This is a genomic window from Acidovorax sp. GW101-11A03, assembly GCF_059424825.1.
This window is the reverse complement of the sequence record NZ_JBWKZU010000029.1, coordinates 52,413-69,022: the sequence shown is the minus strand read 5'-3', so window position 1 is coordinate 69,022 and position 16,610 is coordinate 52,413. Positions and strand designations below refer to the sequence as shown.

Here is a 16,610-nt window from a genome sequence, read left to right as displayed (position 1 = left end):
CCCGGCTGGACGCCCTGCGCGCGTTGGAAGAGCGCGCCGCCGCCGCCTCGGCCCGGTCGCTGCCCCAGTTTGACAAACGCGGCCAGCTGCTGCCGCGCCAGCGTGTGGCGCTGCTGCTGGATACCGGTGCGCCCTGGTTGCCGCTGTGCACACTGGCGGGCTACCTGCAGGACGTGAAAGACCCCCAGAAGTCCGTGCCCGGTGGTGGCATGGTCGCGGGCATCGGCTTTGTCAGCGGTGTGCGCTGCATGGTGGTGGCCAGCGACTCAGGCATCGAGGCCGGTGCCATCCAGCCCATGGGCCTGGAAAAGATCTTGCGCGTGCAGGAGATCGCGCTGCAAAACCGCTTGCCGTTCATCCATCTGGTGGAGAGCGCAGGTGCCAACCTCATGCGCTACCGGGTGGAGGGCTTCGTGCACGGCGGCACACTGTTCCGCAACCTCGCGCGGCTGTCGGCAGCGGGCATTCCGGTGATTACCGTGCAGCACGGTTCGGGCACCGCAGGCGGCGCCTACATGCCCGGCTTGTCGGATGTGGTGATCATGGTGCAGGGCCGCTCGCGCGCCTTCCTGGCCGGACCGCCGCTGCTCATGGCTGCGACGGGCGAGATTGCGACGGAAGAGGAACTGGGCGGTGCCGAGATGCACACCGCCGTCTCGGGCCTGGGCGAATACCTGGCGCAGGACGACCGCGAGGCCGTTGGCCTGGCGCGCGATGTGGTGGCGCAGCTGGGGTGGGGCGTAGCCCAGCGACCCAGCGCACCCGGGCCCACCTTGCCCGCCGACGACCTGCTGGCCCTGATGTCTTCCGACCTGCGCCAGCCCGTGGACATGCGCGAGGTGATGGCGCGGCTGGTGGACGGCTCGGAACTGCTCGAATTCAAGGCCCGCTACGGCATGGCCACCGTCTGCGCCCAGGGCCACATCCAGGGGCATGCCGTGGGCTTCATCAGCAACAACGGCCCCATCGACGTGGCGGGCGCCAACAAGGCTACGCACTTCATCCAGTGGATGTGCCAGCTGGGCCACCCCATCATCTACCTGCAGAACACCACGGGCTACATGGTGGGCAAGGACAGCGAGCAGGGCGGCATGATCAAGCACGGCAGCAAGATGATCCAGGCCGTGACCAATGCCACCGTGCCGCAGATCACCATCCAGTGCGGCGCCAGCTTTGGTGCGGGCAACTACGGCATGTGCGGGCGGGGCTATGCGCCGCGCTTCCTGTTCAGCTGGCCCGGTGCCAAGACAGCAGTGATGGGCGGCGAGCAGGCCGCGCGCACCATGCAGATCGTGACCGAGGCGGCGCTCGCGCGCAAAGGCATCACGCCCGACCCGGCCGAGTCGCAAGCCCAGTTCGACAAGATCGTCGCCATGTTCGAGGCCCAGGCCGATGCGTTCTACACCAGCGGCCTGCTGCTGGACGACGGCGTGATCGACCCGCGCGACACGCGGGCCGTGCTGGCGTTTTGCCTGGACACCTGCGCCGAGGCACAGGCCCGCACGCTGCGGCCCCTGAGCTTTGGCGTGGCGCGGATGTAATCGCTTCGCACGCAATCTCCCCGATGGCCGAGCCTCTCAAATACCTGCTCAACGACACCGTGCCGTCGCGCATCGCGGCCATGGTGCGCCGTGCGTGGCGCAAGTTCGATACCACCGCGTTTCTGCAGCAAGTACAGCCCGGCTACGAATCGCTGGAGCTGATGGCGCGCGGCCAGCGCATTGCGCAGGCCCTGCAGACACACCTGCCGCAGGACGTGCCGCGCGCGCTGGGTTTGCTGGTCGAATCGATGGACCCACCCATGGGCCTCGATGCGGTGGGCGAGCCCGACGCGGGTGACCGCCCCTACAGCGCCTTTTTGTACCTGCCGCACAGCATCTACATCGGTACACACGGCCTGCCGCATTTCGAGGCGGCCATGGCCGCGCAGCACGCGCTCACCCAGCGCTTTACCGCCGAGTTCAGCATCCGCCCCTACCTGCTGCACCACCAGGGCGCCACGCTCGCGCGGCTGCGCGACTGGGCGCACGACGGCAACGCCCATGTGCGCCGTCTGGTGAGCGAAGGCACGCGGCCCCGCCTGCCCTGGGCGCCGCGTTTGCCTGCATTCCAGAACAACCCGCAGCTGGCCCTGCCGCTGCTCGATGCGCTCAAGGACGACCCATCGTCTTATGTGCGCCGCTCTGTCGCCAACCACCTGGGCGACATCGCCAAGGACCACCCCGACCTCGCCGTGGGTACCGCGCGCACCTGGCTGCAGGGCGCGCCCGCCCCGCGCGAGGCCCTGGTGCGCCACGGCCTGCGTTTTCTCATCAAACGCGGCGACGCTGGCGCGCTCGATGCCCTGGGCGTGGGCCATGTCGTGGCGCTGGATGTGCGGGCCGCGCGCGTGCTGCCCGCCCGCGCACGCATCGGCGACAAGGTGCGCATCGAGGTCGAACTGCACAACCCCACACCCCAGCCCCAGCGCGTGCTGGCCGACCTGAAGGTGCACTACGTCAAGGCCCACGGCGGTGCGGCGCCCAAGGTGTTCAAGCTGCAGACGCTGAACATTTCGCCAGGCGCAACCGTAGCGGTGGGCAAGACGCTGTCGCTGCAGCAGATGACCACACGCACCCACTACCCCGGCGCGCACCAGGTGGAGCTGGTGCTCAACGGGCGGCCACAGCCGCTGGGGCAGTTTCAGCTTTCGTGATCGAGGTTTGCAGGCACACAAACGTACAAACGCAACAGCAGGAGACAAGCACCATGCAGTTCACACACGAGCACCGCGAGATCCAGAAAACCCTCAAGCGCTTCATCGACGAAGAGATCAACCCCCATGTGGACGAGTGGGAGGCGGCCGAGATCTTCCCCGCGCACGAGGTCTTCAAGAAGATGGGCAACCTGGGCCTGCTGGGCCTGTGCAAGCCCGAGGAATACGGCGGCCAGGGGCTGGACTATTCGTACAGCCTCGCCATGGCCGAGGCACTGGGCCACATCCACTGCGGCGGCGTGCCCATGGCCATCGGCGTGCAAACCGACATGTGCACCCCGGCGCTTGCGCGCTACGGCAGCGAAGAACTCAAGCGCAACTTTCTGGCCCCTGCGATTGCGGGCGACATGGTGGGCTGCATTGGCGTGAGCGAGCCTGCGGCGGGCAGCGATGTGTCGGGCATCAAGAGCGTGGCGCGCAAGGACGGCGACGATTACGTGATCACCGGCCAGAAGATGTGGATCACCAACAGCCTGCAGGCCGACTGGATGTGCATGCTGGTGAACACGGGTGAAGGCCCCGTGCACAAGAACAAAAGCCTGGTGATGGTGCCCATGCGGGATGGCCCCGGCGGCAAGCTCACCAAGGGCATCGAGGTGGCGCAGAAGATTCGCAAGATCGGCATGCACAGCAGCGACACGGGCCTGATCTACTTTGACGAGGTGCGCGTGCCGCAGCGTTACCGCATCGGTGCCGAGGGGCAGGGCTTCATCTACCAGATGCAGCAGTTCCAGGAAGAGCGCTTGTGGTGCGCCGCCAGCACGCTCGAATCGCTGAACCACTGCATCCAGTGGACCATCGACTACGCGCAGGAGCGCAAGCTGTTTGGCAGCACGCTGGCCGACCAGCAGTGGGTGCAGTTCAAGCTGGCCGAGCTCAAGACCGAGGTCGAGGCCCTGCGCGCACTCACCTACCGCGCCTGCGACCTGTATGTGAACGGGCAGGACGTGCTGGAGCTGGCCAGCATGGCCAAGCTCAAGGCCGGCCGCCTGAACCGAGAGGTGCCCGACACATGCCTGCAGTTCTGGGGCGGCATGGGCTTTACGCTCGAGAACAAGGTCTCGCGCATGTACCGCGACGGGCGGCTGGCGTCGATTGGCGGCGGTGCGGACGAAGTGATGCTGGGCATCCTGTCCAAGCTCATGGGCATCGCCAAGCGGCCCGCTCACTGACATGGCTGATTCGCTGTTGATCGACCGCGCGCCGCTGGCCAGCGGCAGCGTGGAAACCTGGACGCTCAACGACCCGGCCAGCCGCAATGCGCTGTCCGAAGCCATGGTGGACGCCCTGCTGGCCGCGTGCGAACGGGCAGCGGCCGATGCCGTCTTGCGTGGCGTGGTGCTACGAGGTGCCGGTGGGCACTTCTGTGCGGGCGGAAGCCTGGGCGGCTTTGCCAAGACCATCGGCCAGCCCCTGGCGGCCGGCGAAGCCGACCCGCTGGTGCCCCTGAACCGCCGCTTTGGCGCGTTGCTGCAGGCCCTGTGTGCGTTGCCGCAGTGGCTCATCGTGGCGGTCGAAGGTGCTGCGATGGGTGGCGGCTTTGGTCTGGTGTGCTGCGCTGATCAGGTGCTGGCACACAGCGGCGCGCAGTTCGCCACGCCCGAGGTCACGTTGGGCATCGTGCCTGCGCAGATCGCGCCCTTTGTGGTCAGGCGCCTTGGCCCGTCTGCTGCGCGGCGGTGTTTGCTGACCGGCGAGCGCTGGGATGCTGCTGCCGCCCAGCGCTTGGGTCTGGTCGATGACCTGGTGGAGGGCGACATGAATGCCGCTTTGCAGGCAGCCATCGCACGCCACGCCGCCGCAGCGCCGCAGGCCGTGGCCGCTACCAAACGTTTGTTGCTGGCCCAAGCAGAAACGCCGTTGCCCGCGCTGCTGGATGAAGCGGCAATTGCTTTTTCGCAAGCGCTGCGTGGCCCCGAAGCGCCGCAAGGGCTGGCGGCGTTTGCTGCGCGCAAGGCGCCGCCCTGGAGTGCGAAGCCATGAAAAAGATACTGATCGCCAATCGCGGCGTTCATGCCGCAGGCATGGCGAAGCAAATTGCCCGCGCACGCGAAGCGTGCAGGCGGGCGATGGAGCAGCGAGGGCACAGCCTATGAAAAAGATACTGATCGCCAATCGCGGCGAAATCGCCCGCCGGGTGATTCACACCGCCCACCGCGTGGGCATCGAAACGGTTGCCGTCTACTCCGACCCCGACGCCAACGCCCAACACGTGCGCGAGGCCACCCAGGCCGTAGCGTTGGGCGGAGCGGCCAGCGCCGACACCTACCTGAGCACCGACAAGCTGCTGGCCGCCGCCCGAGCCACCGGCGCAGATGCGGTGCACCCCGGCTATGGCTTCCTCAGCGAGAACGCGGACTTTGCCCAGGCCGTGGTCGATGCGGGCCTGACCTGGATCGGCCCGCCGCCCGGCGCCATCCGCGGGCTGGGCAGCAAGTCGGGGGCCAAGGCTCTGGCCCATGCGCACGGCGTGCCCTGCCTGCCCGGCTATGCGGGCGACGATCAGAGCGACGAGCGTTTTGCCGCCGAGGCCGCGCGCATCGGCACCCCCCTCATGGTCAAGGCCGTGGCAGGTGGAGGAGGGCGCGGCATGCGCCTGGTCACCGACCTGTCGCAGTTGCCCGCCGCGCTCGCCAGCGCCCGGTCCGAAGCACTGGTGGGCTTTGGCTGTGGCGACTTGCTGATCGAACGCGCGCTGTTGCAGCCGCGCCATGTGGAGGTGCAGATCTTTGCCGACGCTCACGGCGCGTGCATCCACCTGGGCGAGCGCGATTGCTCGGTACAGCGCCGTCACCAAAAGATCATTGAAGAGTCCCCCAGCCCCGCCGTGGACGCCGCGCTGCGCGAGCGCATGGGCGCCTGCGCTGTGGCGCTGGCGCAGGCCGCTGGCTATGTGGGTGCGGGCACGGTGGAATTCCTTCTGGATGGGGCTGAATTCTTCTTGATGGAGATGAACACCCGCCTGCAGGTGGAGCATCCGGTGACCGAAGCGCTCACGGGGCTGGACCTGGTGGAATGGCAAATCCGCGTGGCGCGGGGTGAGCCGCTGCCGCTCACGCAAGATGAGGTGCATCTGCAAGGCCACGCCATCGAAGTGCGCCTGTGCGCCGAAGACGCACATTTCCGCCCCCACACCGGCCGTGTGCTGCAGTTCAGCGCACCTCCGGCCACCGCGTTTGAACGGGCTGCGCCGGGCGCGCTGCGCTTTGACCACGCGCTGGAGGAGGGGGCAGAGGTCACGCCCCACTACGACGCCATGCTGGGCAAGCTCATCGTGCACGCCCCCACGCGGGCCGAGGCCATCGCTGCGCTGGTGCGCGCGCTGAACGAAACGCGGGTCATGGGCCTGCCGACAAACCGCGCGTTTCTCGCGGCCTGCCTGCAACACCCGGTGTTTGCCAGCGGGCATGCGCTGGTGCCGTTTCTGGCGGAGCGCGCGGCAGACGTGCAGGAAATGCTATTGAAAAAAGAGCTGCTCGCGCTTGTCCCATCTGCGCTGGAGGCTATTTTTTCTTCAAACCCAGCGCAAAGTCTGCCCTGTGCGCTGTCCCGCCCCCTGCGCCTGCGCCACCAGGGCCAGGTGCACGCCGTGGCCGTGCGCGAGCTGGGCGGCGGGCGGCTGCAGGTAGAGCAGGCTGGGGCAGACCCCGCCACCACCACGGTCACCACGCTGCAACTGCCCCAGCGCGGCGTGCACTGCGTGGCGGTGGGCCCGAGGCGCTGGCACTGGCAAACCGGCGGTGTGGACGGCTGGGTCGAAGACGCATCGTGGGAACCCGCTGCGCGCGCGGGTGCGGCGGGCGGTGCGACGGAGTTACGCGCACCCTTCAACGGCAAGGTGGTCGCGCTGCCCGTGGCCGCAGGCCAGGTGCTGGCGGCGGGCGACACGGTGGTGGTCATCGAATCCATGAAGCTCGAACACAGCCTGGCCAGCCCCGCAGCCGCCACGGTGGCCGAGCTGCTGGTAGCGCCCGGCCAGCAGGTGTCGCCCGGCCAGGTGCTGGCCCGCTTTGCACCCGCCACGCAAGGAGCGCCAGCATGAACGCCACGTCCAATGCGACCTCAGTGAGCGAAGAAGACCGCACCGCGCTCACCGACACCGTCACCCGCTTTGCCCGCGCCGAGATCGCGCCGCATGTGGACGCGTGGGACGCGGCCGGTGAATTCCCTCGCAGCCTGTACCGCCGCGCAGCCGACCTGGGCCTGCTGGGCTTGGGCTACCCCGAGCAGTACGGCGGCACGCCCGCCAGCTACCAGCTGCGCCTGCCGCTGTGGCGAGCGCTCAGCCGCCACGGCGCCAGCGGTGGCGTGCTGGCCAGCCTGTTCTCGCACAACATCGGCCTGCCGCCCGTGCTGGCGCATGGCAGCGACGCGGTGCGTGCCGAGGTCATCCCGCCCGTGCTGGCGGGCGAGCAGATTGCCGCACTGGCGATTACCGAACCCGGGGGCGGGTCCGACGTAGCCCAGCTCAAGACCACCGCGCGGCGCGAGGGCGATGACTACATCGTCAACGGCGAAAAGGTGTTCATCACGTCGGGCATGCGCGCGGACTGGATCACCGTGGCGGTGCGCACCGGCGAGCCGGGAAGCAAGGGCAGCGCAGGCATCTCCATGCTGCTCATCTCCGGCCACAGCGCAGGCCTGTCGCGCAGCAAGCTCGACAAGATGGGCTGGCTCTGCTCCGACACTGCCCACCTGCGTTTTGACAACGTCCGTGTGCCCGCCCGCTACCTGCTGGGCGAAGAGGGCGCGGGCTTTCGCATCATCATGGCCAACTTCAACGGCGAGCGTTTTGGCCTGGCTGCATCGGCCCTGGGCTTTGCCGAGGCCTGCTACGACGAGGCCCTGGGCTGGGCCCGCCAGCGCAAGACCTTTGGCGCCGCGCTGGTCGAGCACCAGGTCATCCGCCACAAGCTGGTGGACATGCAGATGCGCATCCAGTCCACCGCCGCGTGGTGCGAGTCCGTGGCCGCGCAGGCCGACGCGGGGCGCACCGGTCCCGAGTGGGTCGCGCAGGTGTGCCTGCTCAAGAACCACGCCACCCAAACCATGCAGTTCTGCGCCGACCAGGCCGTGCAGATCCTGGGCGGCATGGGCTTCATGCGCGGCACCGTCAGCGAGCGCATCTACCGCGAGGTCAAGGTCATGATGATCGGCGGCGGTGCGGAAGAAATCATGAAAGACCTGGCTGCGAAACAGCTCGGCATTTGAATGAAGGGGACAGCCACCATGCAAAGCACTGACCACGGCAACAAAGCCATCATCACCTGCGCCGTCACCGGCGTGCTGACCGACCCCGGCCAGCACCACGTGCCCGTCACGCCCGAGCAGTTGGCGAGAGAAGCCCGCCGCGCCTACGACGCTGGCGCTGCCGTGGTCCATGTGCACTTTCGCAACCAGGAGCCCGGCAAGGGCCACCTGCCCAGCTGGGACCCTCAGGTGGCGCGCGACTGCGTGCAGGCCATGCGCGAGGCCTGCCCGGGTTTGATCATCAACCAGACCACCGGCGTGGTCGGCCCCAACTACCAGGGCCCGCTGGATTGCCTGCGCGCCACCCGCCCCGAGATGGCCGCGTGCAACGCCGGCTCGCTCAACTACCTGAAGGTGCGCAGCAACGGAACCTGGGCCTGGCCCCCCATGCTGTTCGACAACCAGCCCGCCAAGGTCAAGGACTTCATTGACGTGATGCTGGAAACCGGCACGCTGCCCGAGTTCGAGTGCTTCGACGTGGGCATCGTGCGCTGCGTGGAGATGTATGTGCAGACTGGCATGTACACCGAGCGCCTGCCCGAATACAACTTCGTGATGGGCGTCGAATCCGGCATGCCGGCCGACCCTGACCTGCTGCCCATCCTGCTCAAGCTCAAGATCAAGGACGCCCCCTGGCAAGCCACCGTCATCGGCCGCAGCGAGATCTGGCCCGTGCACCAGCGCGTGGCCGAACTGGGCGGGCATTTGCGCACGGGGCTGGAAGATACGTTCTATCTTCCGGATGGGACCAAGGCAGATTCGAACGGGCCGTTGATTGAGCAGTTGGCGGAGTACGCGCGCAACGCGGGGCGGGAGGTGGCTTCGCCGCAGGAGGCGCGGGGGATGTTGGGGCTTGCGTAGGTTGGTCTGAGTTTCGCGCTCATAGTCCCCCAAGTCTGTAGACTTGGAGCGTGTTTGACATCCATGAAATTCCTCAAGGGGCCGCTCAATCGACTGAACCGCTTGGGACGAAATACAAGTTCTGGTATCAAGACCCGACTTTCGGTATGACCCTTTTCAAAGAGGGGCGTCCAAATACGGGAGAGAATTGGGCGGAGAAGATCGCATGCGAACTCGCCCGCAGTCTTCATTTGCCCCATGCAAATTATGAATTTGCTCGCTATGAAGGTCGGTCAGGAGTAATTACAAGGTCACTTGTAGATCGTGGTGCTCGTGTGATCCATGGCAACGAACTTCTAGCCTCCTTCACCACTGACTATGCGTCTCGTGACGGTGGAGCGTATAGGAACAGTAGCCACACCCTACGGCGCGTCCTTGCTTACTTCAGGAGTAGCACAGATTTTCTGGGTGCTCCTTATGGCTGGGCGACATCACCCAGGCTTCAAACCGCCCTTGATTTTTTTATTGGCTATCTCATGTTCGACGCGTGGATTGCGAATCAGGATCGGCACGATGAGAACTGGGGCGTGCTGAGAATGAATGATGGCAATCTCTTTCTGTCACCAAGCTTTGATCACGGTTCGAGCATGGCCCGCAACGAGCCTGATGCGCGGAGATTGGAAAGGCTGACCACCAAAGATTTGCCTCGCCATATCTCCAGGTTTGTCTGCCAAGCTCGAAGCGGATTCTTTCCCGCTGGAGCACAAGGGAAAGTTCCAGCCTTGTTTACGCTTGATGCCTTTCTGCAAGCGGCAAGTCAAAGTCCTGCTGCCGCTACAGAGTGGTGCGAACGTTTGCGTGCAATAGACGATGCTCAAATAGAGTCAATCGTTCGAAAAGTTCCTGGTGACTGGATGTCCGAGCCAGCAAGAATTTTCACCAGCCAGTTGCTTCTACTGAATCGTCATCGAATTTTGCAGGCTTTTTTTTCATGAACCGTCTTTTCGTTGCTGCTCAGAACTTAGATTCGCGCGAGTGGGTGCCTGTCGCGGAACTCACGCAGTTAAGTGAGGGGTATGAGCTCCGCTATACACAAGGCGCGACTCGAGTGCCTGGGTTTGTCGGCTTCGGTCGCATGCAAGCCCTCGATAAGATTTACCACTCTAGTGGGCTCTTCCCATTTTTTGCGAATAGGTTGATCGCCAAATCTCGTCCAGAGTATCGCGACTACCTGAGATGGCTAGGGCTGGAGAGCGCACCAAAAAATCTTCTTGAGGTACTCGCCATTTCTGGAGGAGCACGTGCAACAGACAGTTTTGAGTTGGTTGCGCCTCCAGTCTCTGACGGTGAGACGCTTCGACTGAGATTTTTCCCTAGAGGCCTGAGGTATCTACCAGCAGCATCTATTCAGTTGCTCTATGAGCAAAGAGATGGCGCCCCGTTGGTTCTGATGAAGGATGTTCAGAACGAGAAGGATGGAGGCGCCCTCGCCATCCGTACCGTTGAACAGACAACCGTACTTGTTGGCTATGTGCCCCGCTACTATTGCAAAGGCATTGGACGTCTCTTGGATCGTGCCCCACAAGATGTGAGGCTAACCATTCAAAGAGTCAACCATGACGCCCCCTTGGATATGAAGCTGCTCTTGGCTATTGAAGCGCCTATCCCAGCCGGGTTTGATCTATTGGACGATGTGTCGGATTTCCATCCTCTAACTAATGTAGGGACGGAAAAGATGTCGGCAGAGATCTTTTCTCGTACGGTTTTGGATATCTAAGTAGTGGCTCTGAGTCTGCCCATCATTTACATCAATAACTAGGGCGGTATTGTTCGAGAGTTGAAGCTAGGTTTTCACTTACGGTAAAGCCCTGTCCGAAACACGCTGACAACTCTTTCGCACGCTGAAGGAACGCCTCCACCCCAGTTCCATAAATAAACTGCATCGCCCCCCCCGTCCACGCCGGAAACCCAATCCCAAAGATCGACCCAATGTTCGCGTCATGCACGCTGGTCAGCACACCCTCGGCCAGGCAACGCGCAGTCTCGATGGCCTGGCGGTAGAGCAGGCGGTCCTGGATCTCCTGCACGCTCCATTTCACGCCGGGCTTTTCGAACAGGGGTTTCAGCTCCGGCCACAGGTGCTTCTTGGCGCCTGCGGGGTAGTCATAAAAGCCGCCGCCACCCGCGCGGCCGGGGCGCTTCAACTCCTTGACCATGCGCTCCACCAGCAGCTCGCCAGGTGTGGCGGTGTAGGTCTTGCCTTCGGCCGAGTAGTCGGCGCGGGTCTGGTCCAGCACGTGCACGCTCAAGGTCAGTGCGGTTTCGTCCAGCACTGCCAGCGGGCCTACGGGCAGGCCGGCCTGCATGGCGGCGTTTTCAATGGCGGCGGCGGGGATGCCTTCGCCCAGCATGGCGGCGCCTTCCATCACAAAGGTGCCGAAGGTGCGGCTGGTGTAGAAGCCGCGTGAGTCGTTGACCACGATGGGCACCTTGCCCAGGGCCTGCACGTAGTCGAACGCGCGGGCCACGGTTTCGTCGTCCGTCTGTTTGCCGCGAATGATCTCCACCAGCTTCATCTTGTCCACGGGGCTGAAGAAGTGAATGCCGACAAACTTCTCGGGCCGGCTGCTGGCCGTGGCCAGGCCGCTGATGGGCAGGGTGGAGGTGTTGCTGGCAAAGAAGCCGCCGGGCGCCAGCTGCGGCTCGGCCTCTTGTGTGACTTTGGCCTTGAGGTCGCGGTTTTCAAACACGGCTTCGATGATGAGGTCGCAGCCCGCCAGGTCGGCCGCGCTGGCGGTGGGCGTGATGCGCGAGAGCAGCGCCTGCTGCGCTTCGGCCGTCATGCGGCCCTTGTCCACGCGGGCCTGGGTGAGCTTGGCGCTGTAGGCCTTGCCGGCCTCGGCCTTCTCCGCGCTCACGTCCTTGAGCACGGTGGCGATGCCCCGGCTGGCCTGGGCCCAGGCGATGCCCGCGCCCATCATGCCAGCGCCCAGGATGCCGACCTTTTGCGGCTTGTAGCGTGGGGCTGAGCCCGGGCGCGACTTGCCGCTCTTGATCGCGTTCATGTCGAAGAAGAACGTGTTGATCATGTTGCGCGCCACGGGGCCGGTCATCAGGCGGGCGAGGTAGCGGCTTTCGATGCGCAGGGCGGTGTCGTAGTCCACCATGGCGCCTTCGACCATGGCGGCCAGCGCCGCCTCGGGCGCGGGGTAGCGGCCGCGCGTGGTCTTCTTGAGCATGGCGGGCGCCACGGTGAGGGCGCCAGCGATCTTGGGGTTGGCGGGTGTGCCGCCGGGCATTTTGTAATTCTTATCGTCCCACGGCTGCACGGCGTGCGGGTGGGTGGCGATGTGGGCCAGGGCGGCGGGCAGCAGTTGCTCGCGCGTAGCCACCAGCTCGTGCACCAGTTGCAGCTCCAGCGCTTCGGCGGGGTTGAAGAGCTTGCCTTCCAGGATGTAGGGCTGCGCGCCCATCAGGCCCAGCAGGCGCGTCATCTTGGTCACGCCGGTGGCGCCCGGCATCAGGCCCAGCGTGACCTCGGGCAAACCGAACTGGATCTTGGGGTCGGCCACGGCGATGCGGTAGTGGGCCACCAGGGCGACTTCCCAGCCGCCACCCAGCGCCGCGCCGTTGAGGCAGGCCACCACGGGGATGCCCAGGGTTTCGAGCGTGCGGAAGTGCTTCTTCATGCGCTCGATCTCGCCAAACGCGTTGGGTGCATCGGCGGGTGTGAGGCGCATGGTGGCCTTGAGGTCGGCACCGGCAAAGAAGCTGGTCTTGGCCGATGCGAGCACGATGCCTTTGAGCGCGGCGCCCAGGCGTTCGCGGTCGCCCAGCACTTGGGCGGTGACCTCGCCCAGCTCTTGCTGCCACTGGCGGCACATGGTGTTGACGGGGGAGTTGGTTTCGTCAAACGTGATGACGGCGACCTGACCTTCGGTGCCCTGGGCGGGGATGAGTTCGTAGCGGATGGTTTGCATGATGTTCTTGTCTCCTGCCCGTTCAGATACGTTCAACGATGGTGGCAATGCCCATGCCGCCGCCCACGCACAGCGTGGCCAGGCCATAGCGCTGGCCCCGGCGGTGCAGTTCGTCAATCAGGGTGCCGAGGATCATGGCGCCCGTGGCGCCCAGCGGGTGGCCCATGGCGATGGCGCCGCCGTTCACGTTGACCTTGTCGTGCGGTACGCCAAGCTCGCGCATGAAGCGCATGGGCACGGCGGCAAAGGCCTCGTTCACTTCGAACAGGTCGATCTGGTCAATGGTCATGCCCGCGCGGGCCAGCGCCTTCTTGGCAGCGGGCACGGGGCCGGTGAGCATGATGGTGGGGTCGGCGCCGCTGAGCGCCGTGGCCACGATGCGTGCGCGCGGTGTGAGGCCATGTGCCTTGGCGGCGGCCTCGTTGCCGATCAGCACGGCGGCTGCGCCGTCCACAATGCCCGATGAGTTGCCCGCGTGGTGCACATGGTGGATGCGCTCCACCTGCGGGTAGCGCTGCAGCGCCACGGCGTCAAAGCCCATGCCGCCCAGTTGCTCGAACGAGGGCTTGAGGGCACCCAGGCCCTCCAGCGTGGTCTTGGGTTTGATGAATTCGTCTTCCGCCAGGATGGTCTGGCCGATGAAGTCGCGCACGGGTACGACCGAATTCTTGAAGTAGCCCGCTGCGCGCGCAGCGGTGGCGCGGCGTTGGGATTCGAGCGCGAAGGCGTCCACGTCGGCGCGGGTGTATCCGTCCAGCGTGGCGATCAGGTCGGCGCCGATGCCCTGGGGCACGAACAGCGTGGCGGAGTTGGTCTCCGGGTCTTGCGCCCAGGCGCCGCCGTCGGAGCCAATGGGCACGCGGCTCATGCTCTCCACGCCGCCCGCCACCACCAGGTCTTCCCAGCCGCTGCGCACCTTCTGCGCGGCCAGGTTCACGGCTTCGAGGCCCGAGGCGCAGAAGCGGTTGACCTGCACACCCGCGCAGCGAAAGTCCCACCCGGCCTTGAGCGCCGCCACCTTCGGTAAAACCGAGCCCTGCTCGCCCACGGGTGAGACGATGCCCATGACCACATCGTCCACCGCTGCGGTATCAAAGCGGTGGCGCGCCTGCAACTCAGTCAGCAGGCCCACCAGCAAGTCGATGGGCTTGACCTCGTGCAGGGTGCCGTCCTTCTTGCCCTTGCCGCGCGGGGTGCGCAGCGCGTCGAAAACATAGGCTTCGGTCATGGTGTGGTCTCCAGATTTGAATGAAATTGGCCGTTTGCGCGCGTCCATCAAGCGCTGATAGCTATAAAAAATGGAGCATCAACGCGCTGGCAGGCCCATGCCGCGTGAGATGACTTCTTTCATGATCTCGTTGGTGCCGCCGTAGATGCGCTGCACGCGCGCGTCGGCGTAGGCGCGGGTGATGGGGTATTCCCACATATAGCCGTAGCCGCCGAATAGCTGCACACATTCGTCCATCACCTTGCACTGCAGATCGGTCGTCCAGTACTTGGCCATGCTGGCGGTCTGGGTGTCGAGTTGGTCTTTCACGATCAGCTCGCAGCATTTGTCCACAAACACGCGGGCCACCTGCACCTCGGTTTGCAGTTCGGCCAGGGTGTAGCGGGTGTTCTGGAACGATGCGACGGGCTGGCCGAAGACCTTGCGCTCTTTGACGTAGTCCAGCGTCCAGTCAATCGCGGCCTGGGCCGCAGCCACGGCGGTGATGGCGATCTGCAGGCGCTCCCATGGCAGCTGCTCCATCAGGCAGATGAAGCCGCGCCCTTCCATGGCGGGCCCGCCCAGCAGATTCTCGGCGGGCACCTTCACGTCGTTGAAGAACAGCTCGGAGGTGTCTTGCGCCTTCATGCCCATCTTCTTGAGGCGCTGGCCCTTTTCAAAGCCGGGCATGCCGCGTTCGACCAACAACAGGCTGGTGCCCTTGGCACCTGCGGCCGGGTCGGTCTTGGCGACCACGATCACCAGGTCGGCATGCCAGCCGTTGGTGATGAAGGTCTTGCTGCCGTTGAGCACGTAGTGCGATCCATCTGCACTCTTGATGGCCGTGGTCTTGATGCCCTGCAGGTCGCTGCCCGCAGCAGGCTCGCTCATGGCGATGGCGCCCACCACGGCGCCGCTGGCCATCTGCGGCAGGTACTTGCGCTTTTGTGCCTCGGTGCCGTAGTGCAGGATGTACGGCGCCACGATCTCGCTGTGCAGACCAAAGCCTATGCCGGTGGTGCCTGCACGCGCCAGCTCTTCCATCTGCGCCACCGAATACAGTTTGTCGGCCCCGGCGCCGCCGTATTCCTCGGGCAGGCTCATGCACAGAAAGCCGTTGGCGCCCGCCTGGCTCCACACCTCGCGCGCCACATAGCCCTGGTCTTCCCAGTCGGCGTGGTGGGGCGTCACCTCTTTCTCGATAAAGCGGCGGAAGCTGTCGGCAAAGGCCTGGTGGTCGGGCTGGAAGAGGGTGCGTTCGATCATGGTGCTGCTCGATCCTATTTATGCAAAGTTACTGCTTGGTTAAAATCATTTTGCCATCGACGCCGCCGGAACGCACCCCCTGAAATGCAAAAAGCCGCCCGAAGGCGGCTGGGGTGAGGGCGCTCAGGTCCTCATGGCTTGACGTAGTCCGACACCACCTTCCACTTGCTGTCGGTGATCTGTGACAGGCGCGAGAGGTCGCTGCCCAGGCGCTTTTGCGGGCCAAAGGTGGCTTCGGCGCTGCCGAACATGTCGGGTGGAATCACCATCGTGTCCATGGCCTTGATGAAGCTGTCGGTGCTCAGGTTGGGGCCCGCCTTCTGTGCCGCCTTGATGAAGGCATCGACCGCGTTGTAGCCATAGACCGAGAAGACGGTGGGGTCTTCGTTGAACTTGGTCTTGTACTTGTTGGCCCAGAAGCGGATGGGCTGGCTGGCCTCGTCCAGGTAGGGGTGCTGCACCGTCATGGTGGCGTACAGGCCGTCCATGGGCTTGCCGCCCAGCTTGTGGATGAGGTCGGTGTAGGCAGCGCTGGAGCCCAGGAAGGTGGGGTTGAAGCCCGTCTTGCGCGCCTCGCCAATCGTGCCGATGGTCTCGCGAATGATGGTGCCCAGGATCACGAAGTCGCATTCCGAAGACTTCATCTTGGCGACCTGCGACGAAAAATCGGTAGCGCCGCGCTTGTACGAGGTCTTCTCGGCGAACTCCATGCCGATGGACTTGAGCGCGGCTTCGCCGCCGCGCATCACTTCCAGGCCGAACTCATCGTCCTGGTAGATGGTGCAGATCTTCTTGGCGCCTTTTTCCTTGATGAGCTTGGGTGCGGCCAGGCGGATCTGGTCGTAGTAGGTGGCGGCAAACGAATACTTGAGCTTGTGGAAGGGCTCGTACATTTCCCGCGCGGCGGTGATGGGGAAGAAGTTGATCACGTTCTTGCTGAACTGCACGGGCATGGCCGCCAGATTCTGGGCCGTGCCGATGTGGCCCACCATGATGAAAATCTTGTCCTGGTTGACCAGCTTCTGTGCGGCCAGCACGGCTTTCTTGGGGTCGTAGCCTGAATCTTCCACCTTCAGGTCCAGCTTGCGGCCATTGATGCCGCCCTGCTCGTTGGCTTCGTCCACGCGCAGCATCATGCCCAGCCGCACCTGCTTGCCAAACCCTGCCAGCGGGCCGGAAAGATCCTGGATGGAGCCCAGCGTGATGGTGTCCTTGCTCACGCCCTGGCTGGGCTGGGCTTGGGCGGAGGCACCGGCCATGGCCACGAGGGCCAGCGCGGCGATGTGATGAAACTTCATGGCACGTCTCCTTC

13 protein-coding genes are annotated in these 16,610 nt (G+C 64.8%); 9 read left to right on the top strand and 4 right to left on the bottom strand.

All coding sequences use genetic code 11. The features are described 5' to 3' along the window. The 9 genes from AC07Z7_RS13800 to AC07Z7_RS13760 all read left to right on the top strand — a co-directional run. A partial coding sequence (locus tag AC07Z7_RS13800; protein ID WP_494766566.1) for an acyl-CoA carboxylase subunit beta occupies positions 1 to 1,541 on the top strand: 1,541 nt, incomplete at its 5' end. Positions 1,542 to 1,564: 23 nt separating this feature from the next. Continuing rightward, positions 1,565 to 2,695 (top strand): DNA alkylation repair protein, encoded by a 1,131-nt coding sequence (locus AC07Z7_RS13795; RefSeq protein WP_494766565.1) that lies wholly within the window; start codon positions 1,565 to 1,567, stop codon positions 2,693 to 2,695. Between the two features lie 53 nt (positions 2,696 to 2,748). Further along, the gene (locus AC07Z7_RS13790) at positions 2,749 to 3,927 is read left to right on the top strand and encodes an acyl-CoA dehydrogenase family protein (protein WP_291504824.1); all 1,179 of its coding nucleotides are present in this window, start codon (positions 2,749 to 2,751) and stop codon (positions 3,925 to 3,927) included. A gap of 1 nt (position 3,928) precedes the next feature. After that, positions 3,929 to 4,738, top strand: a complete 810-nt coding sequence (locus AC07Z7_RS13785; protein WP_494766564.1) for an enoyl-CoA hydratase/isomerase family protein — start codon at positions 3,929 to 3,931, stop codon at positions 4,736 to 4,738. A 109-nt stretch (positions 4,739 to 4,847) separates the two neighbouring features. Further along, positions 4,848 to 6,797 (top strand): acetyl/propionyl/methylcrotonyl-CoA carboxylase subunit alpha, encoded by a 1,950-nt coding sequence (locus AC07Z7_RS13780; RefSeq protein WP_494766563.1) that lies wholly within the window; start codon positions 4,848 to 4,850, stop codon positions 6,795 to 6,797. Continuing rightward, positions 6,794 to 7,966 carry an acyl-CoA dehydrogenase family protein gene (locus AC07Z7_RS13775; protein WP_494766562.1) on the top strand — a complete coding sequence of 391 codons (1,173 nt, stop codon included), beginning with the start codon at positions 6,794 to 6,796 and terminating at the stop codon, positions 7,964 to 7,966. The genes AC07Z7_RS13780 and AC07Z7_RS13775 overlap by 4 nt, the downstream gene beginning before the upstream one ends. 18 nt (positions 7,967 to 7,984) lie before the next feature. Continuing rightward, on the top strand, positions 7,985 to 8,866 hold the full coding sequence (locus AC07Z7_RS13770) for a beta-keto acid cleavage family enzyme (RefSeq protein ID WP_494766561.1): 882 nt from the start codon (positions 7,985 to 7,987) through the stop codon (positions 8,864 to 8,866). Positions 8,867 to 8,916: 50 nt separating this feature from the next. Beyond that, positions 8,917 to 9,840 (top strand): HipA domain-containing protein, encoded by a 924-nt coding sequence (locus AC07Z7_RS13765; RefSeq protein WP_494766560.1) that lies wholly within the window; start codon positions 8,917 to 8,919, stop codon positions 9,838 to 9,840. Then, entirely contained in the window at positions 9,837 to 10,622 is a 786-nt protein-coding gene (locus AC07Z7_RS13760) for an HIRAN domain-containing protein (protein WP_422848685.1), read from the top strand. The genes AC07Z7_RS13765 and AC07Z7_RS13760 overlap by 4 nt, the downstream gene beginning before the upstream one ends. Before the next feature lie 31 nt (positions 10,623 to 10,653). On the opposite strand, the gene AC07Z7_RS13755 is transcribed toward AC07Z7_RS13760, so the two are convergent. The 4 genes from AC07Z7_RS13755 to AC07Z7_RS13740 all read right to left on the bottom strand — a co-directional run bounded on the left by AC07Z7_RS13755 (position 10,654) and on the right by AC07Z7_RS13740 (position 16,596). Next, positions 10,654 to 12,825, bottom strand: coding sequence for a 3-hydroxyacyl-CoA dehydrogenase NAD-binding domain-containing protein (locus AC07Z7_RS13755; RefSeq protein ID WP_494766559.1), 2,172 nt, complete (start codon positions 12,823 to 12,825; stop codon positions 10,654 to 10,656). Positions 12,826 to 12,847: 22 nt separating this feature from the next. Then, positions 12,848 to 14,053: an acetyl-CoA C-acetyltransferase gene (locus AC07Z7_RS13750; RefSeq protein ID WP_094288803.1), complete on the bottom strand. Its 1,206-nt coding sequence runs from the start codon at positions 14,051 to 14,053 to the stop codon at positions 12,848 to 12,850. A 78-nt stretch (positions 14,054 to 14,131) separates the two neighbouring features. Continuing rightward, positions 14,132 to 15,298 (bottom strand): acyl-CoA dehydrogenase family protein, encoded by a 1,167-nt coding sequence (locus tag AC07Z7_RS13745; RefSeq protein WP_494766558.1) that lies wholly within the window; start codon positions 15,296 to 15,298, stop codon positions 14,132 to 14,134. 131 nt (positions 15,299 to 15,429) lie between these two features. Then, positions 15,430 to 16,596 carry an ABC transporter substrate-binding protein gene (locus AC07Z7_RS13740; protein WP_494766557.1) on the bottom strand — a complete coding sequence of 389 codons (1,167 nt, stop codon included), beginning with the start codon at positions 16,594 to 16,596 and terminating at the stop codon, positions 15,430 to 15,432. Positions 16,597 to 16,610 lie beyond the last annotated feature (14 nt).

What these genes read in the sequence shown, in the direction of transcription:
- AC07Z7_RS13760 (WP_422848685.1), top strand. Translation starts at nt 9,837, where the DNA reads ATGAACCGTCTTTTCGTTGCTGCTCAGAACTTAGATTCGCGCGAGTGG.
- AC07Z7_RS13770 (WP_494766561.1), top strand. Translation starts at nt 7,985, where the DNA reads ATGCAAAGCACTGACCACGGCAACAAAGCCATCATCACCTGCGCCGTC.
- AC07Z7_RS13795 (WP_494766565.1), top strand. Translation starts at nt 1,565, where the DNA reads ATGGCCGAGCCTCTCAAATACCTGCTCAACGACACCGTGCCGTCGCGC.
- AC07Z7_RS13775 (WP_494766562.1), top strand. Translation starts at nt 6,794, where the DNA reads ATGAACGCCACGTCCAATGCGACCTCAGTGAGCGAAGAAGACCGCACC.
- AC07Z7_RS13750 (WP_094288803.1), bottom strand. Translation starts at nt 14,053, where the DNA reads ATGACCGAAGCCTATGTTTTCGACGCGCTGCGCACCCCGCGCGGCAAG.
- AC07Z7_RS13740 (WP_494766557.1), bottom strand. Translation starts at nt 16,596, where the DNA reads ATGAAGTTTCATCACATCGCCGCGCTGGCCCTCGTGGCCATGGCCGGT.
- AC07Z7_RS13790 (WP_291504824.1), top strand. Translation starts at nt 2,749, where the DNA reads ATGCAGTTCACACACGAGCACCGCGAGATCCAGAAAACCCTCAAGCGC.
- AC07Z7_RS13785 (WP_494766564.1), top strand. Translation starts at nt 3,929, where the DNA reads ATGGCTGATTCGCTGTTGATCGACCGCGCGCCGCTGGCCAGCGGCAGC.
- AC07Z7_RS13755 (WP_494766559.1), bottom strand. Translation starts at nt 12,825, where the DNA reads ATGCAAACCATCCGCTACGAACTCATCCCCGCCCAGGGCACCGAAGGT.
- AC07Z7_RS13780 (WP_494766563.1), top strand. Translation starts at nt 4,848, where the DNA reads ATGAAAAAGATACTGATCGCCAATCGCGGCGAAATCGCCCGCCGGGTG.
- AC07Z7_RS13745 (WP_494766558.1), bottom strand. Translation starts at nt 15,298, where the DNA reads ATGATCGAACGCACCCTCTTCCAGCCCGACCACCAGGCCTTTGCCGAC.